At 74.3% G+C, this 22,322-nt stretch carries 25 protein-coding genes and 1 riboswitch; of the genes, 4 read left to right on the top strand and 21 right to left on the bottom strand.

Translation table 11 applies throughout. The features are described 5' to 3' along the window. The 3 genes from C8054_RS15345 to C8054_RS15335 all read left to right on the top strand — a co-directional run bounded on the left by C8054_RS15345 (nt 1) and on the right by C8054_RS15335 (nt 4,098). Nucleotides 1-951 (top strand): LLM class F420-dependent oxidoreductase, encoded by a 951-nt coding sequence (locus C8054_RS15345; protein ID WP_107157464.1) that lies wholly within the window; start codon nt 1-3, stop codon nt 949-951. Next, the gene (locus C8054_RS15340; protein ID WP_107157463.1) at nt 948-1,256 is read left to right on the top strand and encodes a cupin; all 309 of its coding nucleotides are present in this window, start codon (nt 948-950) and stop codon (nt 1,254-1,256) included. Before C8054_RS15345 ends, C8054_RS15340 begins: the two co-directional genes overlap by 4 nt. A 76-nt stretch (nt 1,257-1,332) precedes the next feature. Continuing rightward, nucleotides 1,333-4,098, top strand: a complete 2,766-nt coding sequence (locus C8054_RS15335) for a hypothetical protein (RefSeq protein WP_107157462.1) — start codon at nt 1,333-1,335, stop codon at nt 4,096-4,098. Nucleotides 4,099-4,137: 39 nt separating this feature from the next. Here the strand turns inward: C8054_RS15335 and thiC are convergent, their stop codons facing one another. The 11 genes from thiC to C8054_RS15280 form a co-directional block, all read right to left on the bottom strand. Then, nucleotides 4,138-5,721 (bottom strand): phosphomethylpyrimidine synthase ThiC, encoded by a 1,584-nt coding sequence (gene thiC / locus C8054_RS15330; protein WP_107157461.1) that lies wholly within the window; start codon nt 5,719-5,721, stop codon nt 4,138-4,140. Between the two features lie 17 nt (nt 5,722-5,738). Further along, complete coding sequence (gene thiD, locus C8054_RS15325; protein ID WP_107157460.1) at nt 5,739-6,527, bottom strand: bifunctional hydroxymethylpyrimidine kinase/phosphomethylpyrimidine kinase; 789 nt, start codon at nt 6,525-6,527, stop codon at nt 5,739-5,741. Beyond that, nucleotides 6,524-7,267: a thiamine phosphate synthase gene (locus C8054_RS15320; RefSeq protein ID WP_107157500.1), complete on the bottom strand. Its 744-nt coding sequence runs from the start codon at nt 7,265-7,267 to the stop codon at nt 6,524-6,526. The genes thiD and C8054_RS15320 overlap by 4 nt, the downstream gene beginning before the upstream one ends. Nucleotides 7,268-7,332: 65 nt before the next feature. After that, the gene (locus C8054_RS15315; RefSeq protein ID WP_306766819.1) at nt 7,333-8,112 is read right to left on the bottom strand and encodes a thiazole synthase; all 780 of its coding nucleotides are present in this window, start codon (nt 8,110-8,112) and stop codon (nt 7,333-7,335) included. Beyond that, complete coding sequence (gene thiS / locus C8054_RS15310) at nt 8,109-8,309, bottom strand: sulfur carrier protein ThiS (protein ID WP_107157459.1); 201 nt, start codon at nt 8,307-8,309, stop codon at nt 8,109-8,111. The genes C8054_RS15315 and thiS overlap by 4 nt, the downstream gene beginning before the upstream one ends. Then, nucleotides 8,300-9,430: a glycine oxidase ThiO gene (gene thiO / locus C8054_RS15305; RefSeq protein WP_199199765.1), complete on the bottom strand. Its 1,131-nt coding sequence runs from the start codon at nt 9,428-9,430 to the stop codon at nt 8,300-8,302. Before thiO ends, thiS begins: the two co-directional genes overlap by 10 nt. Next, nucleotides 9,424-10,050 carry a thiamine phosphate synthase gene (gene thiE / locus C8054_RS15300; protein ID WP_107157457.1) on the bottom strand — a complete coding sequence of 209 codons (627 nt, stop codon included), beginning with the start codon at nt 10,048-10,050 and terminating at the stop codon, nt 9,424-9,426. The genes thiO and thiE overlap by 7 nt, the downstream gene beginning before the upstream one ends. Further along, nucleotides 10,045-10,156, bottom strand: a riboswitch (TPP riboswitch). It overlaps the preceding gene by 6 nt. 143 nt (nt 10,157-10,299) lie before the next feature. Next, nucleotides 10,300-11,244 (bottom strand): aldo/keto reductase, encoded by a 945-nt coding sequence (locus tag C8054_RS15295; protein WP_107157456.1) that lies wholly within the window; start codon nt 11,242-11,244, stop codon nt 10,300-10,302. A 93-nt stretch (nt 11,245-11,337) separates the two neighbouring features. Continuing rightward, on the bottom strand, nt 11,338-12,135 hold the full coding sequence (locus C8054_RS15290; RefSeq protein ID WP_107157455.1) for a nucleotidyltransferase family protein: 798 nt from the start codon (nt 12,133-12,135) through the stop codon (nt 11,338-11,340). Continuing rightward, nucleotides 12,132-13,811: an ABC-F family ATP-binding cassette domain-containing protein gene (locus tag C8054_RS15285; protein ID WP_107157454.1), complete on the bottom strand. Its 1,680-nt coding sequence runs from the start codon at nt 13,809-13,811 to the stop codon at nt 12,132-12,134. The genes C8054_RS15290 and C8054_RS15285 overlap by 4 nt, the downstream gene beginning before the upstream one ends. Nucleotides 13,812-13,852: 41 nt before the next feature. Beyond that, nucleotides 13,853-14,458, bottom strand: coding sequence for a class I SAM-dependent methyltransferase (locus C8054_RS15280; protein WP_107157453.1), 606 nt, complete (start codon nt 14,456-14,458; stop codon nt 13,853-13,855). A 125-nt stretch (nt 14,459-14,583) separates the two neighbouring features. Between C8054_RS15280 and C8054_RS15275 the strand changes: the two genes are divergently transcribed. Beyond that, nucleotides 14,584-15,741, top strand: a complete 1,158-nt coding sequence (locus C8054_RS15275; protein ID WP_233219655.1) for a hypothetical protein — start codon at nt 14,584-14,586, stop codon at nt 15,739-15,741. 89 nt (nt 15,742-15,830) lie between these two features. Here C8054_RS15275 and truA read toward each other — a convergent pair whose 3' ends face one another. From truA to map, 10 genes are all read right to left on the bottom strand, one after another. After that, a complete protein-coding gene (truA, locus tag C8054_RS15270) occupies nt 15,831-16,664 on the bottom strand; it encodes a tRNA pseudouridine(38-40) synthase TruA (RefSeq protein WP_107157452.1) in 834 nt (277 codons plus the stop codon). 70 nt (nt 16,665-16,734) lie between these two features. Next, a complete protein-coding gene (gene rplQ / locus C8054_RS15265) occupies nt 16,735-17,295 on the bottom strand; it encodes a 50S ribosomal protein L17 (protein ID WP_107157451.1) in 561 nt (186 codons plus the stop codon). A 34-nt stretch (nt 17,296-17,329) separates the two neighbouring features. After that, on the bottom strand, nt 17,330-18,352 hold the full coding sequence (locus tag C8054_RS15260; protein ID WP_107157450.1) for a DNA-directed RNA polymerase subunit alpha: 1,023 nt from the start codon (nt 18,350-18,352) through the stop codon (nt 17,330-17,332). 95 nt (nt 18,353-18,447) lie between these two features. Then, nucleotides 18,448-19,074, bottom strand: a complete 627-nt coding sequence (gene rpsD, locus C8054_RS15255) for a 30S ribosomal protein S4 (RefSeq protein ID WP_089155247.1) — start codon at nt 19,072-19,074, stop codon at nt 18,448-18,450. Between the two features lie 14 nt (nt 19,075-19,088). Further along, nucleotides 19,089-19,496, bottom strand: a complete 408-nt coding sequence (gene rpsK, locus C8054_RS15250) for a 30S ribosomal protein S11 (RefSeq protein WP_014440747.1) — start codon at nt 19,494-19,496, stop codon at nt 19,089-19,091. Nucleotides 19,497-19,514: 18 nt separating this feature from the next. Then, a complete protein-coding gene (rpsM, locus tag C8054_RS15245) occupies nt 19,515-19,895 on the bottom strand; it encodes a 30S ribosomal protein S13 (protein WP_013288614.1) in 381 nt (126 codons plus the stop codon). 155 nt (nt 19,896-20,050) lie between these two features. Further along, a complete protein-coding gene (gene rpmJ / locus C8054_RS15240) occupies nt 20,051-20,164 on the bottom strand; it encodes a 50S ribosomal protein L36 (RefSeq protein ID WP_043965539.1) in 114 nt (37 codons plus the stop codon). A gap of 91 nt (nt 20,165-20,255) precedes the next feature. After that, the gene (infA, locus tag C8054_RS15235) at nt 20,256-20,477 is read right to left on the bottom strand and encodes a translation initiation factor IF-1 (protein ID WP_007073013.1); all 222 of its coding nucleotides are present in this window, start codon (nt 20,475-20,477) and stop codon (nt 20,256-20,258) included. Nucleotides 20,478-20,726: 249 nt separating this feature from the next. Next, complete coding sequence (locus tag C8054_RS15230; protein ID WP_233219654.1) at nt 20,727-21,260, bottom strand: DUF1707 domain-containing protein; 534 nt, start codon at nt 21,258-21,260, stop codon at nt 20,727-20,729. A 129-nt stretch (nt 21,261-21,389) separates the two neighbouring features. After that, nucleotides 21,390-22,241, bottom strand: a complete 852-nt coding sequence (map, locus tag C8054_RS15225; RefSeq protein WP_107157496.1) for a type I methionyl aminopeptidase — start codon at nt 22,239-22,241, stop codon at nt 21,390-21,392. Between the last annotated feature and the right edge of the window lie 81 nt (nt 22,242-22,322).

The raw sequence follows: 22,322 nt of genomic DNA, 5'->3' as shown, positions 1-22,322 counted from the left end.
ATGCGGGTCACGGTCTTCACCGAACCCCACCGCGGCGCGGACTACGACGACCAGCTCCGGTTCGCCCGGCTGGTCGAGGAGACCGGCTTCGAGGGCTTCTTCCGGGCCGACCACTACCGGTCGATGGGGAACGAGCCGGCGCCGCCCGGCCCCACCGACGCCTGGCTGACGCTCGCCGCGCTGGCCCGGGAGACGTCCCGGATCCGGCTCGGCACGCTCGTCACCTCCGCCACCTTCCGGCTCCCCGGGCCGCTGGCCGTGATGGTCGCCCAGGTCGACCGGATGAGCGGCGGCCGGGTCGAGCTGGGCATCGGCGCCGGCTGGTACGAGCGCGAACACACCGCGTACGGCATTCCGTTTCCGCCGGTCAACGAGCGGTTCGATCGGCTGGCCGAGCAGTTGGAGATCGTCACCGGGCTGTGGCGCACCCCGTCCGACGAGACGTACAGCTTCACCGGCGAGCACTACCGGCTGGTCGACGCGCCCGCGCTGCCCAAGCCGGTGCAGCAGCCCGGCCCACCGGTGATCGTCGGCGGCAAGGGCCCCAAGCGCACTCCCGAGCTGGCCGCCCGCTACGCCGACGAGTTCAACATGCCGTTCAAGAACGTCGCCGAGACGGCCGCCGCCTACGAGCGGGTCCGGGAGGCGTGCGACCACACCGGGCGCGACGCGTCCGGGCGTGCGCCGCTGACGCTCTCCGCCGGGATCGTGGTGGCGATCGGGCGCACCGACGCCGAGGCGCGGCGGCGGGCCGCGCCACTGCACGTCGCCAGCGCGCTCCCGCCGGAGGACCCGGTGGTCGGCTCCCCCGCCCAGCTCGTCGACCGGCTCGGCGAGTTCGCCGCGGTCGGGACCACCCGGGTGCACCTGCGGCTGATCGACTTCGACGACCTCGACCACGTGGAGCTGATCGCCGCCGAGGTGCTCCCCCAACTGGACGGAGCCCGATGACCCACGCGCACGCCGACCTCGAACTCGGCCCGGTGGGCCAGGAGATCGTCTACGAGAACGACCGGGTCCGGGTCTGGCACATCCGGCTGGAGCCGGGCGAGCGCCAGCCGCTGCACCGCCACGACCACCCGTATCTGGTGGTGGCGGTCGAGGGCGCGAAGAACGTGGTGCAGACGATCGACGGCACCACGATCGACGCCGACGAGCCCACCGGCGGGGTGGTCTACCGCGACCCCGGGGCGGTGCACATGCTGACCAATGTCGGCGACACCACCTACCTCGCCCGGCTGGTCGAGCTGAAGTAGCCACGCCGGCGGCGGTTCGCCGCGCCGCGCGGTGGCAAGGTGGCGAACCACCCCACCGGGCCGTAACGTGCCCGACATGGCCTTTCGGACGTGGGGCAGGCTGCTGCTCACGGCGCTCGGGGTGAGTGTGCTGGCCGCTGCCGGCCAGCTCGGTGTCGCGTACGGTTTCGGCGTCGTCCGCCTCGACGGCGCGTTCGTCGACGTCTCGGTCAACCGCTGGCCCGCCCAGCTCGTCTGGGTCGCCTGGTTCGCCGCCGTCGCCACCGTCGCCGGGGCCGTCCTCACCGAGCGCCTCGCCCGCCGCGACGACCTCCCCGGTGGCACCACCGAGCTGCTCTCGATCGCCGGGGTCAGCGCGCTCGGCGCGATCGTGGTCGCCCCGCTCTGCATGCAACCGGCCCGCGCCGCCGAGCTGGGCGGCTCCGTCGACCCGGTCTGGGCGGCCGGCATCTGCGCCGTCCTTGGTGCGGTGGTGGGCGCCGGCGCGGCGATCGCCGTGCTGCTCAAGCCGCCGTTCGGCTGGGGCGTCGCGATCACCACCGGAATCGTCTGGCTGCTGGCCCTGCTCTCCGTCGCCCCCACGATCGTCGCCAACCGGCCGCTGGCCACCGTACGCCTCGGGGTGCTCGAACCGTCCTGGCTGGGCGCCCCGGCGGCGCAACGCCTGGCCATGCTGCTGCTGCCCACGCTGGCCCTGCTCGCGGGCGGCGCGATCGGTGTGCTGGCCCGCCGGGCCGGGCATCCGCCACTGGTCGGCGGCGCGGCCGGCGCGGCCGGGCCGGTGCTGGTGGCGTTCGCGTACCTGACCGCCGGTCCCGGCACGGCGGCCGACCGTTACCAGCTCGCGCCCTACTACGGCGCGCTGATCGCGGTCGCGGCCGGGGCGCTCGGCGCGACCGCCACCTCGGTGCTGCCCCGGCCGGGCAATTCCGACGCCGTCCACCCGACCGACATCCTCGCGCCGCTGCCGGCCAGCGCGCCCGTTCCGACCACGCCGGCCGTCGCCGCACCGGTGCCGGCCACGGCTGGCGCGCCGGCTCCCGCGCACTGGGACTGGCCGGAGGCCGGCGGGTCCGTCACGCCGCCGTCATCGACGCCCCGACACGCCGGTCCGGCGTCGTCCGACGACGAGCGACCGGCCCGGTCGCTCACGCCGGCCGGCGCCCGGCACGACGAGGATCCGGCCCGCACGTCCCCGATGCCCGGCCTGCTGCCGCCGGGCCGGCGCACCTCGGCCATCGACGTCCTCGCTGCCGGCCGCCCCGAGCCGCAGCCGTCGACCGGGCCGCTTCCGGCCGGCTCCGACACGCCCGGAATGGGCACCACCGGACCGGGCACCGAAGGGACCGGGGCCGACGAGCTGCGCACCGACGCGCGGGGGGCCGACGAGCCGGGGGCCGACGGGCGGGGGACCATCCGGCCGGTTTCCGCACCGGAGGCGACCGGCACCGACCGGACGGCCGGCACGCCGTCCGTCGCGGTCACGCCGACGACCACCGTCCCGGCACGCACGACGGCCACGATCCCGACCACCGGTGAGCCCACCGCGTCGGCGAGGCAGAAGTCCGACGGCACCACGGCGGAGAAGTCCGACGGCACCGCGGCGGAGAAGTCCGACGGCACGGCGGGGCAGACGGCCGACGTCACGGCGGGACGGGCGGAGGCCGTGCCGCGCGCCACCCGGGCCCGCCGGAGCCGCGCCACCACCCGGCCCACACCGCTCGCGGACGATGCGGCAGGCGACCCGGCCGATGCCCCCCGGACCGGGCGCTCGGGCCGCACCCGACCGACGCGTCCCACCGGTGAGGAAGCCGGCCCGTCCCCAGCCACACCGTCCCCAGCCACGCCGTCCCCAGCCACACCGGTCACGGCGGTCGGTGCCACCGACGCCGTCGACACCGCCGGCCCGCTCCGGGCCGCCGGCACGGTGGGAGCCACCCGACCCGCCAGGGCTGCCGATGCGATCGGAGCCGCCGACGGCGCCGGAGCTGCCGACGCGGCCACCACGGCAGCCGGGCCGGTCCCGGACGGCACCGACGCGCGTGGCGCCGACATGCCGGGCGGAACGCGAACCGGGGAGCCGACGGCCCCGCCGCAACCGACCCGGCGGCCACGCAGCTTCTTCTTCGACCCCGAGCCGGCCGAGCGACCCGTGACCACGTCACCCCGGCCACGGTTCCCGATCTTCGAGGACACCACCGAACGAGCAGGGGACGTGCGCCCCGCCTGGCCGATCACCCCGTCGGCCGGCCGGCCGGCCCGTTCGGCCGCCGCCACCACGCCGGCCACCGGCCGGGACGGTGACGACGCGACCAACCGGGCCGAAGCGGCGTCCCGTCCCCACCATCAGGGCCTGCCGGAGCCGGGCCGGAGCACCGGGTGGGACGCGCTCGCCACCAACGCCCGCCCGGCCGGCCGGACCGCTGCCGAGGAGTCCGCGCCGGCGCGGACCGACGACGCGAGGACCGGCACGACCGTGCCGGAGCAGCCCACCGGCTCGGGCTCGGGCCCCGGCTCCGGCTCCGGCTCCGGCTCGAACTCGGGCTCCGGCTCCGGCTCGGACTCGGGCTCCGGCTCGGGCTCCGGGAACGTCGACCGGGAGGCGTCCCGGGCACGGCACGCCGGGGCGGACGACGCCGAGGCGGCCGGCGGGAAGTCGAAGACCCGGCGCGGACTGTTCCGGCGCAACCGGGACAAGGGCGGCCCGGAGCCGGCCGACGAGACCGCCGAGCCGGGCGCCACGACCGACGACGAGTACGTCGACTGGGTCGCCGGACTCGCCTCGGACGACAACGCCGACGACGCCCGCTCCCTGCGTACCGGCCGGCACCACCGCGACTGAGCCGACCCGGGGCCGGGCCGAGCCCGGCCCCGGTCACGCTCAGGCCAGCGGCAGGTAGACCTGCGAGCCGGCGGCGACGAACTCCTCGGACTTGCCGCGCATACCCCGCGCCGCATAGTCCTTCAGCTCCTGGGTGATCTTCATGGAGCAGAACTTCGGTCCGCACATCGAGCAGAAGTGCGCGGTCTTGGCCGGCTCGGCCGGCAGCGTCGCGTCGTGGTACGCCCGGGCCGTCTCCGGGTCGAGCGCCAGGTTGAACTGGTCCTCCCAGCGGAACTCGAACCGCGCCTTGGAGAGCGCGTCGTCCCACGCCTGCGCACCGGCGTGCCCCTTGGCCAGGTCGGCCGCGTGCGCCGCGATCTTGTACGCGATCACGCCGGCCTTCACGTCGTCCCGGTCCGGCAGCCCGAGGTGCTCCTTCGGCGTCACGTAGCAGAGCATCGCGGTGCCGAACATGCCGATCATGGCAGCGCCGATCGCGGACGTGATGTGGTCGTACGCGGGCGCGATGTCGGTGGTCAGCGGGCCCAGCGTGTAGAACGGCGCCTCGTGGCACCACTCCTGCTGGAGGTCCACATTCTCCTTGATCTTGTGCATCGGCACGTGCCCCGGGCCCTCGATCATCACCTGGACGTCGTGCTCCCAGGCCACCGTGGTCAGCTCGCCGAGCGTACGCAGCTCGGCGAACTGCGCCTCGTCGTTGGCGTCCGCGATGGACCCGGGGCGCAGCCCGTCACCGAGCGAGAACGTCACGTCGTACTTCGCCAGCAGCGCGCACAGCTCCGGGAAGTTCGTGTAGAGGAAGTTCTCCTCGTGGTGCGCCAGGCACCAGGCCGCCATGATCGAACCGCCCCGGGAGACGATGCCGGTGACCCGGTCCACGGCCAGCGGCACGTACGGCAGCAGCACGCCGGCGTGCACGGTCATGTAGTCGACGCCCTGCTCGGCCTGCTCGATCACGGTCTCCCGGAACACCTCCCAGCTCAGCTTCACCGGGTCCCCGCCGACCTTCTCCAGCGCCTGGTAGATCGGCACGGTGCCGATCGGCACCGGCGCGTTGCGCACGATCGCCTCGCGGGTCTGGTGGATCCGCTTGCCGGTGGAGAGGTCCATCACGGTGTCCGCGCCCCACCGGGTGGCCCAGGTGAGCTTCTCCACCTCCTCGGCCACCGACGAAGTGACCGCCGAGGTGCCGATGTTGGCGTTCACCTTCACCAGGAACGCCTTGCCGATGATCGCCGGCTCGCACTCCGGGTGGTTGACGTTGAGCGGCAGCACGGCCCGCCCGGCGGCGATCTCGTCCCGGACGAACTCCGGCGTGACGCCCTCCCGGATCGCCACGAACTCCATCTCCGGCGTAACGGTCCCGGCCCGGGCGTACGCGAGCTGGGTCGGCCGGGCTCCGGCCAGCGGGCTGCCCGCGCCCCGCACCGGCGCGACGTCGCCCCGCTCGGCGATCCACGGCCCGCGCAGCGCGGGCAGCCCCACCTCCGGGTCCGATCCCGGGCCCGAGGTGTCGTAGAGCCGCACCGGCGGGTTGTCCCCGGCCAGCGTCACCTCCGCGAACGGCACCCGGATGTCCGGCCGCGACCCTTCCACGTACACCTTGCGACGTGCCTGCATGACAGCCTCCCTGTCGCTCAAGCGGACCAGCCGAAGTGGTCCAGCGGGCCGCGTCCCGCGCCCAGCTCCCAGCCCCGCGCGCCGGTCAGCGCGCGGGTCACGTACTCCTTGGCGGCGGCCACCGCGACCGGCACCGCGTCGCCGGCCGCCAGCCGGACCGCGACGGCGGCGGCGAACGAACAGCCGGTGCCGTGGTTGTGCCGGGTGTCCACCCGGGGCGCGCGCAGCAGCCGCGTGGTGCCGCCGCCGGCCAGCACGTCCACCGACTCGCCGGCCGCGTCGATGTCGCCGCCGGTCACCACCACGAACGTCGGCCCGCGCGCGGCCAGCGCCTCGGCGGCGGCGACCATCTCCTCGACCGTGCCGACCGGGCGTCCGGTGAGGGCGGCGGCCTCCGCGCAGTTCGGCGTCGTCACTTCGGCGTACGGCAGCAGCCGCTCGACCGCCTCCGTCACGCCGAGCCGGTGCCCGCTGGTGGCGACCAGCACCGGGTCGACGACGAGCCGGGGCAGTCGCCCGTCCCGGGCCGCCCCGGCGACCGCCTCGGCGACCGCCGGCGTGCCGAGCATGCCGGTCTTCACGGCCCGGACGTCGAAGTCGCGGAGCACGCTGTCGAGCTGGTCGCGGACGGTCTGCGGGGGCAGCGGCAGGACGGCGTCCACGCCGCGCGTGTTCTGCGCGGTGACGGCCGTGAGCACGCTCGTCCCGTACGCGCCGAGCGCGGCGAACGTCTTCAGGTCCGCCTGGATGCCGGCGCCGCCGCCGGAGTCGGAGCCGGCGATGGTGAGTACTACCTGCGGCGTCACTGTGTTTCCTTATGGTTCGCGGTGGGGGGCTGCGGCCGACCGTGCCCACTCCGGGCGGTCAGGCTTGATCCCTGCGTGGGCACGGTCGGCCGCAGCCCTCTCGGGTGGATCTCCGCCGTCGGGTGGGGGGCGCGCGGCACCGGGGTGGCCGCCTCCTCGAAGGCGCTGCCCAGCGTGGCGGCGGTCGCCGCCGGGTCGGGTGCCCGCATGAGCGCGCCGAGCACGGCGACGCCGGCCGCGCCCGCGTCGGCGCACGCCCGCACCTGGTCCGGGGTCTCGATGCCGCCGAGTGCGAGCACCGGCACCGGGCTTGCGGTCACTAGTCGGCTGAGTTCGGCCGGCCCCAGGGGTGGGCCGTAGCCGGGTTTGGTGCGGGTGGGGAGGACCGGGGACAGCGTGGCGTAGTCCTCGGTGGTCAGTCGCGCCAGTTCGGCGGCGTCGTGGCAGGAGCGGCCGACCAGCCCGAGGCGCGGCGGCGGGTACGGGCCGGCGGCCGGCAGGTGCACGGCGTCGCCGTCGAGCGGGTCCGGTCCGGCCACGATCAGCGTGCCGCCGACGTCGGCCAGGACCGCGCGCAGCGCGACGGCGAACGCCAGTCGCTCGGCGCGCGGCAGGTCCTTCTCCCGCAGCACCACCCACCGCACTCCCCCACCGACGGCCGCCGCCACCACCTCGACGAGCGCCCCCCGCGCGACCCGCCGATCGGTCAGCAGCACCACGCCTCCCGGACCGCGGCTGATCTTGGTACTGATCCGCCCCCGGAAGGGCGCGCGCGTACCAGGATCGCCGGCAGCGGGACCGGGGGTCACAGGTCGGGCCGGCCGTCGTCGGGGGTGGACGGGAGCGCGTGGGAGCGGCGTGGGATGCGGCCGGCGCCGTACGCGAGGCGGCCGGCCTCGACCGCGTGGCGCATGGCGGTGGCCATCGCCACCGGGTCGGCGGCGCGGGTGACGGCGCTGGCCAGCAGCACCCCGTCGCAGCCCAGCTCCATGGCGAGCGCGGCGTCGGAGGCGGTGCCGATACCGGCGTCGAGGATCACCGGCACGTCGACGGCCTGCCGGATCAGCCGGATGTGATGCGGGTTGCCGATGCCCAGACCGGAGCCGATCGGCGACCCGGCCGGCATCACCGCGGCGCAGCCGACGTCGGCCAGCCGCCGGGCCAGCACCGGATCGTCCGAGGTGTACGGCAGCACGGTGAACCCGTCGGCGACCAGCTCCTCGGCGGCGCGCAGCAGCTCCACCCCGTCGGGCAGCAGCGTGCGCTCGTCGCCGATCACCTCCAGTTTCACCCAGTCGGTGTCGAACGCCTCCCGGGCCAGGTGCGCCGTCTTCACCGCCTCCACCGCGGTCCGGCAGCCGGCCGTGTTCGGCAGCAGCCGTAGCCCGCACCGCTCCACCAGGTCGAGCAGCCCGCCCGCGCCACCCGGCGTGGTGTCGACCCGGCGCAGCGCCAGCGTCACCACCTCCGTGCCGGACGCCCGGACCGCCGCCTCCAGCACGTCCAGGCTGGCCGCGCCGCCGGTGCCGAGCACCAGCCGGGAGCCGACCGGCACACCGCCGATCTCCAGGGACATCCCGGTCACCCGCCCTGCGCGGCGCTGAGCACCTCGACGCGGTCGCCGTCGCGCAGCACGCTCGCCGGCCAACCGCCGCGCGGCACCACCTCGCCGTTGACCGCGACCGCGAGGCCGCGCTGCTGACCGGTGACCGCGCGGACCACCTCGGCGAGCGAGACGCCGTCGGGCAGCGTCCGCCCGGTGCCGTTGACGATCAGTTCCACAGGCGCTCCTTCGAAAACCGTGCCGCGCTGAAGGGGGCGAGCGCCGGATCCGGCTCGCCGTTGACGATCAGTTCGGTGACCAGGTCGGCGGTGACCGGGGTGAGCACGATGCCGTGCCGGTGGTGCCCGGTGGCGGCGAGCACGCCGGGCCGGCCGGGCAGCGCCCCGATCACCGGCGCGTTGTCCGGCGTGCCCGGACGCCGCCCGGCGACGGCCTCCACCAGCGCGTACTCGGTCAGCTCGGGGACCAGCTCGGCGGCGGCGCGGAGCAGCCGCAGCACACCGCCGGCGGTCACCTCGACGTCCGCGCGTTCCTCCACGGTGGCGCCGACCACCACCTCACCGCCGGCCCGGGGCACCAGGTAGACCGGCTCGCCGTCGGCGTACCCCCGGATCACGTGCCGGAAGCCCGGCGGACCGCCGGCGGGCGCGCGGAGCCGCAGCACCTGGCCCTTCACCGGCCGGACCGGCAGCCCGGTCAGCGCCGCCGCGCCGCAGCCGGCCGCGACCACGATGACCCGCGCGTCCACCTCGGACAGCGCGCCGACCCGCGTCGGCCGGAACGTCACGCCGGCCCGCTCCGCCGCGACCCGCAGCGCGGCGACCAGGCGGCGCGGGTCGACCTGGTGGTCGCCGGGCGCGACCGCGCCGCCGCGTACCCGGGTGGCCAGCGCCGGCTCGCGGTCACGCAGCGCCGACGGGCGCAGCGGCGTGATCGGCAATCCCAACCCCTGCTGGTACGACCACAGCCGCTCCGCCTCGGCCAGGTCGTCGGCGGTGAGCCCGACCACCAACGTGCCCTCGGTGCGGTGGCCCAGGTCGACGCCGCTCGCCTCGGCCAGCTCGGCGGCGAACGCCGGCCACCGGCCCGCGGACTCGACGAGCAGCCCGGTCAGCTCCCGCTCGCCGAAGTACGCCTCGGCGACCGGGGCGAGCATGCCGGCGGCCACCCGCGACGCGCCCGACCCGGGCCGGTCGTCGTACACGCTCACCCGCAGCCCGCGCTGCGCGCACCGCCACGCGATCGCGAGCCCCACCGGCCCCGCCCCCACCACCCCCACCTCGGAAAGGAGGGGCCCCCTGTTAACGCTTCCGGTAGAGGAGGGGCCCCCGCTTAACACGTCAGCGCACCGAGCAGCTCGGCGGTGGCGTGCGCGGGGTCGGCCGCCTCGGACAGCGCGCCGACCACCGCCACCCCGTACGCCCCGGCCGCCCGCAGCGCCGGCACCGCCGTGGCGGTCACCCCACCGATGGCGATCACCGGCACGGTCACCGCGTCGGTGACCGCGCGTACCCCGGCCGGGCCGATCGGCGCGGGCAGCCCCGGCTTGGTGGTGGTGGCGTGGCAGGGGCCCACGCCCAGGTAGCTCGCTCCGGCGGCGACCGCGGCCCGGGCGGCGCCCGGCTCCCGGACGGTCGCGCCGAGCAGCGCGTCGACGCCGAGCACCCGGCGGGCGGCGGCCACCGGCAGGTCGTCCGCCCCGACGTGGCCACCGGCCGCGCCCACCGCGAGCGCCACGTGCAACCGGTCGTTGACCAGGCAGCACGTGCCGTACGGCCGGCACGCCTCGACCACCCGGCGGGCCAGCTCGTACGCCTCCCGGTCGGTGGCGTCGTCCGTCACGCGGACCTGCACGACGAGTTCGGCGCGGCCCACCGGCAGGGCGGCACGCAGCACGCCGAGCGGATCCCGCCCCGGTCGGGTGTCGGTGATGAGATGCAGTCGTCCCAGGGACGGCACGGCAACGCTCCTCCCTGCGCCGGCATTACCCGGATCAGGTTCGACGGTCGGGGGCTGTCAGCCCCCCTCTCAGCCCGGTCCACACCGGGCTCCCGTGGGTCACTTGCGGCCTACCGTACGACGCCTCCCCGCCGTACGGAAGACCGGGTGAGTTTTTTCCCAGGACCGTACCGCCCGGCGGACCGGGACGGCGGGTGACCGTCGAGCGTTCCACCCACCGAGTTGCCCGCCCAACCGGCGGGCGGGACGTCAGAGCAGGGCGTCGAGGGCGTCCAGGTCCTCGTCGGTGGGCTGCCAGGTGCCCGCGTCGGCGTTGGCGCGTACCTGGTCCGGGGTGGTCGCGCCGGCGATCACCGAGGTCACCGCCGGCCGGGCGGCCAGCCCGCCGATGGCCACCTGGAGCATGGTGATCCCACGCTCGGCGGCGTACGCCTCGATGGCCTCGATGGTGTCCCAGCGCGCCGCCGCCAGCCGCTCGGCGTACCGGCCGCCGCCGGCCAGCCGGCTGCCCGTCGGGGGTGCCTCGCCCCGCTTGTACTTGCCGGTGAGCAGCCCGTTGGCCAGCGGGAAGAACGGCAGCATGCCGAGGCCGAACCGCTCGCAGGCCGGGATGACCTCGTCCTCCACCCCCCGCTCCAGCAGCGAGTAGTGGTTCTGCGCGGAGATGAACCGGGTGCGTCCCTGCGACGACGCGGTCCAGTCGGCGTCGGCGATCTGCCAGCCGGCGAAGTTGGAGTTGCCGAGGTAACGCACCTTGCCGGCGGTCACCAGGTCGTCCAGCGCGGCGAGCGTCTCGTCGATCGGCGTGCCCGGGTCCGGCTCGTGCATCTGGTAGAGGTCGATGTGGTCGGTGCCGAGCCGGCGCAGCGACGCCTCGACCGCGCGGGCGACGTAGCGCCGGGCGCCCCGGGCGCCGTGATCCGGCCCGTTCGCGCCGTGCATGTCCATGCCGAACTTGGTGGCGACCACCACGTCGTCGCGGCGCCCCTTGAGCGCCTGACCGAGCAGCTCCTCGGAGCCGCCCTGCGGTTCGCCGTAGATGTCGGCGGTGTCGAAGAAGTTGATCCCGGCGTCGAGCGCGGCGTCGACCACCGCCCGGGTGCCGTCGCTGTCGAGTTTGCGGCCGAAGTTGTTGCAGCCGATGCCGACCACGGACACCACGAGCCCGGAGTCGCCCAGCCGACGGTAGGTCATCTCACTCACGAGTCCACCCTATGCCCGCCGCCGCCCGCGCACCGGGACGAGCCCGGCCGGCCGCCACCGGACCGGACCCGCCGGCCGGGCGTCTCAGCCCAGCGTGTCGGCGGCGAGCGCCCGGGCGGCACCGACAGTCGCCGCCAGCTCGGCGGGGGTCCGCCCCAGCGCGCCGAGCAGCGCCTGCGCCCGGGCGGTGAAGTCCGGTGGCGCGCCCGGCAGCCGCCCGGCCGAGGCGAGCATGCCCTTCTCGTTGACCAGCCATCGCCCGGCCCGGCCGTGCAGCGCCTGCGCCAGCACGCCGACCACCCGGAACAGGCACCCGGCCACGTACCCGCCGTCGCCACCGGCCGCGCCCTTGGCCGCGCCGTCGAGCAGCAGGCCGGTCTCCCAGCCGCCGGCCACGAGTGCCGCGCCGAGCGCGGGCGGGTAGTGGACGGTCTCGGCCCGCAGCGCGGCCAGCTCGCCGGTCGGGTCGCCCAGCACCCGACCCAGCGCCACCTCCCCGGCGTACGCGTGGGAGTAGAACCCGAGCGGGTGCCCGGCCTGCACCTCGACCGTGTAGCGGCCGGCGCGGCAGTCCGTCCAGACCCGGTGCACCCGGTCCAGGTCCCGGTAGATCCAGTCCACCGCCACCCCGCCGACGCGCAGCCAACCACCGCCGTCGACCCAGGGTCCCCAGCCGCCGGGCGTGGTGAGGTCCACCGGGCTGTCGGCGACCGAGTCGGCGACCGCGCGCAGCCCGGCCACGTCCGGCGTACCCCGGTAGTAGAGGCCGACGTCCCAGTCGGAGTCGGGCCGGTGTTCGCCGCGAGCCCGGCTGCCGCCGAGCGCCACCGCGACCACGCCGTCGACCGCGCAGAGCCGGCCGACCAGCTCCTGGTCGATCATCCGACGTCCCAGACCGGCTCCGGCGTCTCCACCACGTCCCCGTCGCCGCGGAACAGCACGAAGCGGTCGAAGGTGCGGGTGAACCACCTGTCGTGCGTCACCGCGACCACCGTGCCGTCGAACGCGGTCAGCCCGGCCTCCAGCGCCTCGGCGGAGGCCAGGTCGAGGTTGTCGGTCGGCTCGTCGAGCAGCAGCAGCGTGGCCCCGGACAGCTCCAGCAGCAGCACCAGGAAACGGGCCTGCTGGCCGCCGGAGAGCGTGCCGAAGCGCTGGTCGCCCTGGCCGGCCAGCTCGTAGCGGGACAGCGCCGCCATGGCCGCGTGCCGGTCCATGCCGGCCCGGTGCTCGTCGCCGCGCCACAGCACCTCGACAAGCGTCTTCGCCATCAGCTCCGGGCGGTCGTGGGTCTGCGAGAAGTGCCCCGGCCGGACCCGGGCGCCGAGCCGCACCACGCCGCCGTGCGCGACCGGCGCGAGCGCGGCGGCGCCGTCGACGGGCGTGTTGCCCGGCTCGGGGTCGGTGCCGCCACGCGCCAGCAGACGCAGGAAGTGCGACTTGCCGGTCCCGTTCGCGCCGAGCACCGCGACCCGGTCGCCGTACCAGAGTTCCAGGTCGAACGGGTAGGTCAGGCCGTCCAGCTCCAGCTGCTCGGCGATCACCGCGCGCTTGCCGGTCCGCCCGCCGGTCAGCCGCATCCGGATGTCCTGGTCCTTCGGGGGTACGGGCGGCGGCCCGGCCTCCTCGAACTTGCGCAGCCGGGTCTGCGCGGCCTGGTAGCGGGAGGCCAGCCCGTCGTTGTACGCGGCCTTCTGCTTGTACATCAGCATCAGTTCGCGCAGCTTCTGGTGTTCCTCGTCCCAGCGCCGGCGCAGCTCGTCGAGGCGGGCGTGCCGGGCCACCCGCGCGTCGTGCCAGCTCGCGAAGCCGCCCGGGTGCACCCAGGCGCTGCCGCCCTCCACTGCGACCACCCGGTCGGCGGTCTGCGCCAGCAGCTCCCGGTCGTGCGAGACGTAGAGCACCGACTTGGCGGACTCCCGCAGCCGCGCCTCCAGCCACCGTTTGCCGGGCACGTCGAGGAAGTTGTCCGGCTCGTCGAGCAGCAGCACCTCGTCCGGGCCGCGCAGCAGCAGCTCCAGCGCGAAGCGTTTCTGCTGGCCGCCGGAGAGCGTCCGGACCGGTCGGTCGCGGGCGGCGTCCCACGGCAGGTCCAGCACGATGGTGGTGACGGTGTCGAAGAGCACCTCGGCGTCGTACCCGCCGACTTCGCCCCAGGCGGCCAGCGCGTCGGCGTACGCGAGCTGGGCCTTGCCGGCGGCGGAGCTGAACTTGCCGCGGACCTCGGCCGTCCGCATGGCCGCCTCGGTCTCGACCAGCCGGCGCCCGGCGTCGCGCAGCGCGGGCGGCGCGAGTGACAGGGCCAGGTCGGCGAGCGTCGACTCGTCACCGATCATGCCGATGAACTGCCGCATCACGCCGAGCCCGCCGGCGCGGGCGATCGCGCCGGTGGGCACCGGCAGGTCGCCGGCGACCATCCGGAGCAGCGTCGTCTTGCCGGCGCCGTTGGGGCCGACGAGCGCCACCTTGGCGCCCTCACCGACCCGGAACGACACGTCGCGGAACAACTCCCGCCCGTCCGGGAGGATGTGCCCGACCCCTGCCACGTCCACGTATCCCACGCGGGCATCCTGCCCGAGCCGACGGCCCGGCCGACACCGGATTACCGGGTGACGCGGAGCACCCGGTAGCCCTTCTGGCTGGCGTGCCGCTGCACCTGCCACCCCTGCTCGACCAGCCAGCGGTGCAGCGAGTCGCCGCCGAGGTGCCGGGCCACGACCAGCCAGGCCACGCCGTCCGGGGTGAGCCGGGGCAGCCAGCGCAGCAGCAGGTCGTGCAGTTCGGCCTTGCCGATGTGGATCGGCGGGTTCGACCAGATCTGCGCGAACGTGACGTCCGCCGGCAGGTCGTCCGGGGCGACGGCGTGGACCCGGTCGGCCGCGTCGACGCGGGCGGCGTTGGCCGTGGTGAGCGCGCGGGCCCGTTCGTTGACGTCCACCGCCCAGACCGTGGCGGCCGGCGCGACCGTGGCGAGGACGCAGGTGATCGGGCCGAACCCGCAGCCGATGTCGAGCAGCGGGCCGGCGGCGTCGGCGGCCGGCAGGTCGGCCTTGCGCAGCAGCACGGCGGTGCCGGGGTCGAGCCGGTCGGCGGAGAAGACCCCGCCGGCCGAGGTGAGCGTGTAGTCGCGCCCGGCGACGGAGAACTCGACCTCGCGTGGGCGGGCCGGGGTCGTGGGCTCAGCGGTGAAGTAGTGGTCGCCGGTCACGCGGGCATTCTCGCACCGGCGGGTGGCGGGCCGGGCGACGGTACGGCGGGCAGGGAGCGACGCCACCCCGTCGGAATTTCCCGATATTCCCCCTGAAAGGGATAATCGGCCCTACTCTATCCCACATGGTGTACCGGTACGAGTCCGATGAGGACGCCTTCCTCGAATATCCGGAGCCCGGGCCGGCCCCGGTCGGGCCCGTGGTCGCGACGCCGCCACCGGCGGGCCCGTCGCCGTCCCGCTTCCCCACGCCGTCGCTGCCACCGGCCCGGGCCGCCCGCCCGGCCCTCGACGACGCCCGGGCACCCGCCCCCGCGCCACCCGCACCGCCCGCACCGGTGCCCACGCCGCCCCGGGAGCCCGCGCCGGTGCCCCAGCCCGCCCCGCCGGTGCCGCAGCCGGTGCCGGCCGCGACGGCACGCCCGACCGTGCCGATCCCGGCCAGCCCGACGTTCCGCACCGCGAGCCTGCCCGACCAGTCACGGAACCGGCGAGCCGGCCGCCGCGGCGGTGGCCGGTTCTGGCAGGCGCTGGTCGGCGGCGCCGCCGTGCTGCTCCTGCTCTCCCTCACCGGCCTGGCCGTCGCGGCGCTGCTCGACGAGCGGGCCGACACGCCGCCGACGAGCGAGCAGACCCCACCGCCGCAGGCGACCGAGTCGAGCGTGCCCGGCCGGTCCGACCTGGACTCCCGGGACACCGACCAGGCGACGCTCACCGCCAAGGAACTGTTCCCGGGCAAGCAACTCGTGGTCACCGACGGCAAGCCGGCGTACCGGGTGCTCAAGACGCAGGCCAGCACCGACTGCGCGGTATCGGCCACCGGCGAGATCGCCGACCTGCTGGTCCGGCTCGGGTGCAACCAGGTCGTCCGGGGCACGCTCCGCTCCCCCGACGGCGACCACCTGCTCACCGCCGGCCTGTTCAACCTGACCGACCTGGCCAGCGCCCAGCGGGTACGGGACCGGATCCGGCCGCTGCTGGACGACCGCCAGGGACGGCTCCGGGGCCTGCCGGCGGGTGAGGGCACCGAGGCGGTGGAGAAGGCCGCCGCCCGGGTCGGCTGGCAGGTACGCGGCCACTACCTGGCCTTCTGCCTGGTCACCCGCGCGGATGGGGAACGGATCCCGACCGACGACGCGGTCGCCCGCGAGATCATGTTCGACCTGATCGAGCTGCACCTGAACCGGAACGTGCTGGACCACCGGGCCGCCGGCGGCACCGCCGGCCAGCCCACCGACGGTCCGACCGAGGACAGCGCCGGCCAGCGCGGCACCGACGACTGAAGCGGCACTTCCCCGGCCCGCCATCCACTCGGGTGGCGGGCCGTTCGCCGTCTCCCGACCGGCCGGCACCGCCTCGGCGACCGGCGGGCTCAGCCCTCGGCGACCGGGACCCGCAGCCGGCGGGTCCGCTCGGCGCGGCGGGCGTACTCCGCCGGGTCGGCCGGGTAGCCGACCTCGACCAGCGCGAGGCCGTGCGCGGGCGCCACGGTGACCTCGCTGGACCGCTCCCGGCGGGTCAGCAGCCCGGCCGGCCACTCGACCGGCCGCCGGCCGTCACCGGCGACCAGCATGGCGCCGACCAGACTGCGCACCATGTTCTGGCAGAACGCGTCGGCCTGCACGGTGGCGACCAGGATCCCGTCCGGGTCGCGCCGCCAGTCCAGCCGGGTCACCTCGCGCAGCGTGGTGGCGTTCTCCTTGCGCCGGCAGTACGCGGCGAAGTCGTGCTCGCCCACCAGACCGGCCGCGGCCTCGTTCAACGCGGCCCGGTCCAGCGGCTTCGGCCAGGCCAGCGTGTCCCGCCGACGCAGCGGCTCGGCGCCCCACGGCGCGTCGGTGACCCGGTACTCGTAACGCCGGAAGGTGGCCGAGAACCGGGCGTCGAAGTCGGCCGGCACCTCGGTCATCGCGCGTACCCGGGCGTCCGGCGGGAGCAGCCGGGCCAGCCGGCGCAGCAGCCGCCCCTCGTGCGCCCGCCACACCTCGGTCGGCAGGTCCAGGTGGCAGACCTGCCCGGTGGCGTGCACCCCGGCGTCGGTCCGCCCGGCCACGGTGAGCCCGGTGACCGTGCCGGCGCCGAGCACCAGGTCCAGCGTCGCCATGAGCACGCCGGCGACCGTGCGCCGGGTGGGCTGGGGCGCCCACCCGGAGAAGTCGGTGCCGTCGTACGAGACGTCCAGCCGCAGCCGGGTCCGCTCGTCCACCTCGTACCTCCCGTTGACGGCGACGGGCCCGGCACCCCCGTGGGGATGCCGGGCCCGGTCGAGCCTGAACTCAGGCCTTGTCGTTCTCGGTGGCCTCGTCGCTGTCCTCGCGGGCGGCGGCGGTGTCACCCGAGGCGGAGACCGGAGCCTCGGCGTCCTGGTCGCCGGTGCTGGCCTTGGGGGCCTCCTCGGCCGGGGCCAGGGCCTCGACCTTGTCCTGCTGGGCGGCCTTGCGGGCGGCGGTCTTCTTGTTCGCCTTGGGCTCGGCGACCTGAAGCTCCTCGACCAGCTCGATGATCGCCATCGGAGCGGCGTCACCCTTGCGCGGACCGGTCTTCACGATCCGGGTGTAGCCACCGTTGCGGTTGGCGTACCGGGGCGCGATCTGGTCGAACAGGGAGTAGACCACGTCCTTGTCCTTGACGACGCCCGCCACCCGCCGACGCGAGGCGAGGTCGCCGCGCTTGGCCTTGGTGATGAGCTGCTCGGCCAGCGGACGGAGCCGCCGGGCCTTCGTCTCGGTGGTCTGGATCTTGCCGTGCTGGAACAGCGCGGTGGCCAGGTTGGCCAGCATCAGCCGCTCGTGCGCGGGGCTGCCGCCGAGGCGGGGGCCCTTGGTGGGCGTGGGCATGCTTGGTGCTCCTCAGGTGTGGCGGCAGCGCGGACTAGAGCTGCTCGGTCTCGCGGTAGTCGTCGGTGTCGTAGTCGGCCTCGCCGAAGGCGTCCACGACGTGCGCCGGGTCGAAGTTCGGAGCCGAGTCCTTCAGCCCCAGGCCCATCCCGGCGAGCTTCATCTTGACCTCGTCGATCGACTTCTGACCGAAGTTGCGGATGTCGAGAAGGTCGGCCTCGGTACGCCCGATCAGCTCACCAACGGAGTTGATGCCCTCGCGCTTGAGGCAGTTGTAGGAACGGACGGTGAGGTCCAGCTCCTCGATCGGCAGAGCCAGGTCCGCCGCCAGCTGGGCGTCCTGCGGGGACGGCCCGATGTCGATGCCCTCGGCGGTCTCGTCCAGCTCGCGGGCGAGCCCGAACAGCTCCACCAGCGTCGAGCCGGCGGAGGCCAGCGCGGTACGCGGGCCCATCGACGGCTTGGTCTCGACGTCGATGATCAGCCGGTCGAAGTCGGTCCGCTGCTCGACCCGGGTCGCCTCGACGCGGTACGTCACCTTCAGCACCGGCGAGTAGATCGAGTCGACCGGGATCCGGCCGATCTCGGCGCCCGCCTGCTTGTTCTGCGCGGCGGTGACGTAGCCCCGACCCCGCTCGACGGTCAGCTCCATGTCGAGCCGGCCCTTGCCGTTGAGGGTGGCGAGCTTCAGGTCCGGGTTGTGCACGGAGACACCGGCCGGGGGCTGGATGTCACCGGCGGTCACGTCGCCCGGGCCCTGCTTGCGCAGGTACATGCTGACCGGCTCGTCGTGCTCGGAGCTGACGCACAGCTCCTTGATGTTCATGACGAGCTCGACCACGTCCTCCTTGACACCGGGGATGGTGGTGAACTCGTGCAGCACACCGTCGATCTTGATCGAGGTGACCGCCGCGCCCGGGATGGACGACAGCAGCGTACGCCGGAGCGAGTTGCCGAGCGTGTAGCCGAAACCGGGCTCCAGCGGCTCGATGGTGAACTTGGACCGGGTCTCGTTGATCGACTCTTCGGAGAGAGACGGTCGCTGGCTGATGAGCATCTTTTCTCTTCTCTTCCGGGGCGCCCGCTATTTGACGCCCACGACACAACTGTTCCGGTGGCCCGCCCCGCAGGACGGGCCACCGCAACGAGCCCTTACTTGGAGTAGAGCTCGACGATCAGCTGCTCCTGGACCTGGGTGTCGATCACCTGACGGGCCGGGAGCGAGTGCACGAGGACCTTCATCTGGCTGGGGATGGCCTCGAGCCACGCCGGAACGGTCTTGGAGCCGGCCTCGGCCTGCGCGACGATGAACGGGGTGAGCTCCTTGCTCTTGCCCCGGACCTCGATGATGTCGTGCTCCTTGACGCGGAACGACGGGATGTCGACCTTCTTGCCGTTCACCGTGAAGTGACCGTGCTTTACCAGCTGACGGGCCATGTCCCGGGACTTGGCGTAGCCGGCCCGGTAGACCACGTTGTCCAGCCGCGACTCGAGGATCTGGAGCAGAACCTCACCGGTCTTGGCCTTCTTGCCCACGGCCTCTTCGTAGTAGCCGCGGAACTGCTTCTCCAGCACGCCGTAGACACGACGGGCCTTCTGCTTCTCACGGAGCTGGAGCAGGTACTCCGTCTCCTTCGTGCGGCCGCGGCCGTGCTGCCCGGGCGGGAACGGCCGGGACTCGAACGGGCACTTCGGACCATCGCACTTGCTGCCCTTGAGGAACAGCTTCATCTTCTCCCGCCGGCAACGGCGGCAGTCAGCACCGGTGTAACGAGCCATCTCTCTCTAACCTCTCAGACCCGGCGACGCTTCGGCGGACGGCACCCGTTGTGCGGCTGCGGCGTGACGTCGGAAATCTGCCCGACCTCGAGACCGGCGGCCTGCAGCGAACGGATGGCGGTCTCCCGGCCGGAGCCGGGGCCCTTGACGAACACGTCGACCTTGCGCATGCCGTGCTCCATGGCCCGACGCGCGGCGGCCTCGGCGGCCAGCTGCGCGGCGAACGGGGTCGACTTGCGGGAGCCCTTGAAGCCCACCTGGCCGGAGGAGGCCCAGGAGATGACCGCACCGGTCGGGTCCGTGATGGACACGATGGTGTTGTTGAAGGTGCTCTTGATGTGCGCCTGCCCGTGGGCGACGTTCTTGCGTTCCTTGCGCCGGACCTTCTTGACGGCGGCTCCGGCACGAGCCTTCGGTGGCATAAGTCTGTGCGCTCCTAGTTACTTCTTGCCGGGCTTCTTCTTGCCGGCCACGGTCCGCTTCGGGCCCTTCCGGGTCCGCGCGTTGGTCTTGGTGCGCTGACCACGCACGGGCAGACCGCGGCGGTGCCGGATGCCGGCGTAGCAGCCGATCTCGACCTTGCGGCGGATGTCAGCGGCGACCTCGCGGCGCAGGTCGCCTTCAACCTTGTAGTTGCCCTCGATGTGGTTCCGGAGCTCGACGAGCTCCTCGTCCGTGAGGTCCCGAACGCGCTTGTCCGGCGAGATGCCGGTCGCGGCGAGCGTCTCCAGGGCGCGGGTACGGCCGACCCCGAAGATGTAGGTGAGCGCGATCTCCATCCGCTTCTCGCGGGGGAGATCCACGCCGACTAGACGTGCCATGTGCGGGCGTACTCCTCATGGTTTGTGGCGGAGGTGTGGACCCGTCCCACCCCGCTGCCCGAGCGGGCCCCGGCCTCCGACCGGGGGTCAACCACGAGGGGGTACGCGCGTGGCGCACCGTCCGCGGCTGGGACGAGCTGGTGATGTGTGGGGCGTCAGCCCTGGCGCTGCTTGTGACGCGGGTCGCTGCAGATGACCATGACCCGGCCGTGCCGACGGATCACCCGGCACTTGTTGCAGATCCTCTTGACGCTCGGCTTGACCTTCACGGTTGCCTTACTTCCCATCTGGCCCGGAGCGCGACGGATCGCGACCCGGACGTCGAAGACGGACACGGGGACGTCCCGGCCGTCGTCAGGCTTACTTGTAGCGGTAGACGATGCGCCCGCGGGTCAGGTCGTACGGCGACAGTTCGACGACGACCCGGTCCTCCGGCAGGATGCGGATGTAGTGCTGCCGCATCTTGCCGCTGATGTGAGCCAGCACCTTGTGGCCGTTCGCGAGCTCCACCCGGAACATGGCGTTCGGCAGGGGCTCGATGACCCGACCCTCGATCTCGATGGCTCCGTCTTTTTTCGGCATGTACTCCGCTGTCCTGACGTCGGTTGCTCCGGACGGCCCACAACGTCTTACACGGGCGAACTGACCAAGATCAGTGAACCCGCGCCAGCCGCGGCTCCGACTCCCACCGAAGCGCAGGGTGGGCATGGCGGAGTGGACGCTGTGCGCCGATCTGAAAGTGTACGCCCGCCCGCGCGCCGTCGCCAAACCGGCCGGCCGGCAGATCCCTCGAACGGCGGATTTCCGGCCCGGTTGTGACCAGCGGCACAGCTATCGGCGGCGGTCGCGCCGCTTCCGGCCGTGGTCCGCGCCGATCAGCCCGACCGACTGCATCAGCACCAGGCCGCCCCACGGCCCCAGCACCCAGAGCGGCCAGACGCCGGCGGCATGCCCGGACGCCACCGCGCCGATCAGCCAGATCGGCACCAGGATCGCGGCCACCCGCAGCCAGGGCAGCCAGAGCCCGAGCAGCCGGGACCGGGCCTCCGGCACCCCGGATCCACCGGCCACCGGGGACCTGACCGGCGTCGCCGCGCTGGAGGTGCCGGAGTCGGACGGGACGACCGGCGCAGGAGGTGGGTTCGGCGCGGCGGGCGCCAGCGCGGACCGCTCGGCGGGCGCCGGGCCCGGCAGGTCGGCCACCACCTCGTCCAGCTCGCCGTAGGTCCGGGCGCCGTACGCGCGGGCCAGCCGCTCGTCGTACTCGTGCAGGCCGAGCCGGCCCTCCTCCAGCGCCACCCGGAGCCGCTCCGCGACGGCCTCCCGGTCGCGGTCGGCCGCCCGCATCTCCCGCTGCCCGTCCATGCCGGCAAGGATGCCACCACCCCGCCACCGCACTCCGCCCCGCGCCCTGTTTCCCGGAAAGAGTTGCCATCCGGGCCCGCATACCCCCTCTTTCCGTGAAACAGGGGGACGGGAGAGGGGGCGGGTGGATCAGTGGGCCGGGGAGTCCGCCGGCTGGCGGGCGGTCACCAGATCGCCGAGGCGGGCCCGGCCGCCGTCGGGAGCGGTGAGCACCCACACCCCGTCCGCCAACAGCGCCATCGAATGCTCCACGTGCACCGCCATCGAGCGGTCCCGCGTCACCACCGTCCAGCCGTCGGCCAGCTCGACGGTACGCGGGGAACCCGCCGTGATCATCGGCTCGATGGCGAGCGCCAGACCGGGCACCAGTCGTGGCCCCTTGCCGGGGCGACCGTGGTTGAGCACGTGCGGGTCCTGGTGCATCTCCGTGCCGATGCCGTGGCCGCCGTAGCCGTCGACGATGCCGTACCGGCCGCCCCTGCGGACCGCGGTCTCCACCGCGTGCGAGATGTCGGTCAGCCGGCCCTTGCCGGAGGCCGCGCCCCGGGCCGCGGCGGCGATCCCGGCCCACATGGCGTCCTCGGCCACCTCGGCCATCCGCAGCAGCGCCGGGTCGACCTCTCCCACCGCCACCGTGATCGCCGCGTCGCCGTGCCAGCCGTCGAGCACCGCCCCGCAGTCGATCGAGATCAGGTCGCCCTCGCGCAGCACCTGCTCGGGCGACGGGATGGCGTGCACCACCTGCTCGTTGACCGAGGAACAGATCGAAGCCGGGAAGCCGTGGTAGCCCTTGAACGACGGAACCGCGCCGGCCTCCCGGATGGTCGCCTCGGCGATCGCGTCGAGATCGGCGGTCGACACACCGGGCGCGACCGCCTCCCGCATCCGGGCCAGGGCACGGGCGACCACCAGACCGGCGGCCCGCATCAGCTCGATCTGCTCGGGGGTCTTCAGCTGGATGTCCAGCTGGGGACGGCGCATGACGGCGTTCACCTTTCGTTACACGGAACAGCGGGGCACGTCGCGCGTACCCCGCTGTTCACAGTCTATCCGCCGGGCGGC

The organism is Micromonospora sp. RP3T, assembly GCF_003027925.1.
In the GTDB taxonomy this organism is placed as follows: Bacteria; Actinomycetota; Actinomycetes; order Mycobacteriales; family Micromonosporaceae; genus Micromonospora.
Note: the sequence above shows the minus strand (reverse complement) of the source record. Positions and strands in the feature narration are given on the sequence as shown.

Excerpts from the sequence above, each read along its gene's own strand:
- C8054_RS15345 (WP_107157464.1), top strand. The coding sequence starts at position 1 with ATGCGGGTCACGGTCTTCACCGAACCCCACCGCGGCGCGGACTACGAC.
- C8054_RS15340 (WP_107157463.1), top strand. The coding sequence starts at position 948 with ATGACCCACGCGCACGCCGACCTCGAACTCGGCCCGGTGGGCCAGGAG.
- C8054_RS15335 (WP_107157462.1), top strand. The coding sequence starts at position 1,333 with ATGGCCTTTCGGACGTGGGGCAGGCTGCTGCTCACGGCGCTCGGGGTG.
- thiC (WP_107157461.1), bottom strand. The coding sequence starts at position 5,721 with ATGCAGGCACGTCGCAAGGTGTACGTGGAAGGGTCGCGGCCGGACATC.
- C8054_RS15295 (WP_107157456.1), bottom strand. The coding sequence starts at position 11,244 with ATGACCTACCGTCGGCTGGGCGACTCCGGGCTCGTGGTGTCCGTGGTC.
- C8054_RS15290 (WP_107157455.1), bottom strand. The coding sequence starts at position 12,135 with ATGATCGACCAGGAGCTGGTCGGCCGGCTCTGCGCGGTCGACGGCGTG.
- C8054_RS15275 (WP_233219655.1), top strand. The coding sequence starts at position 14,584 with ATGGTGTACCGGTACGAGTCCGATGAGGACGCCTTCCTCGAATATCCG.
- rplQ (WP_107157451.1), bottom strand. The coding sequence starts at position 17,295 with ATGCCCACGCCCACCAAGGGCCCCCGCCTCGGCGGCAGCCCCGCGCAC.
- C8054_RS15260 (WP_107157450.1), bottom strand. The coding sequence starts at position 18,352 with ATGCTCATCAGCCAGCGACCGTCTCTCTCCGAAGAGTCGATCAACGAG.
- rpsD (WP_089155247.1), bottom strand. The coding sequence starts at position 19,074 with ATGGCTCGTTACACCGGTGCTGACTGCCGCCGTTGCCGGCGGGAGAAG.
- rpsK (WP_014440747.1), bottom strand. The coding sequence starts at position 19,496 with ATGCCACCGAAGGCTCGTGCCGGAGCCGCCGTCAAGAAGGTCCGGCGC.
- rpsM (WP_013288614.1), bottom strand. The coding sequence starts at position 19,895 with ATGGCACGTCTAGTCGGCGTGGATCTCCCCCGCGAGAAGCGGATGGAG.
- infA (WP_007073013.1), bottom strand. The coding sequence starts at position 20,477 with ATGCCGAAAAAAGACGGAGCCATCGAGATCGAGGGTCGGGTCATCGAG.
- C8054_RS15230 (WP_233219654.1), bottom strand. The coding sequence starts at position 21,260 with ATGGACGGGCAGCGGGAGATGCGGGCGGCCGACCGCGACCGGGAGGCC.
- map (WP_107157496.1), bottom strand. The coding sequence starts at position 22,241 with ATGCGCCGTCCCCAGCTGGACATCCAGCTGAAGACCCCCGAGCAGATC.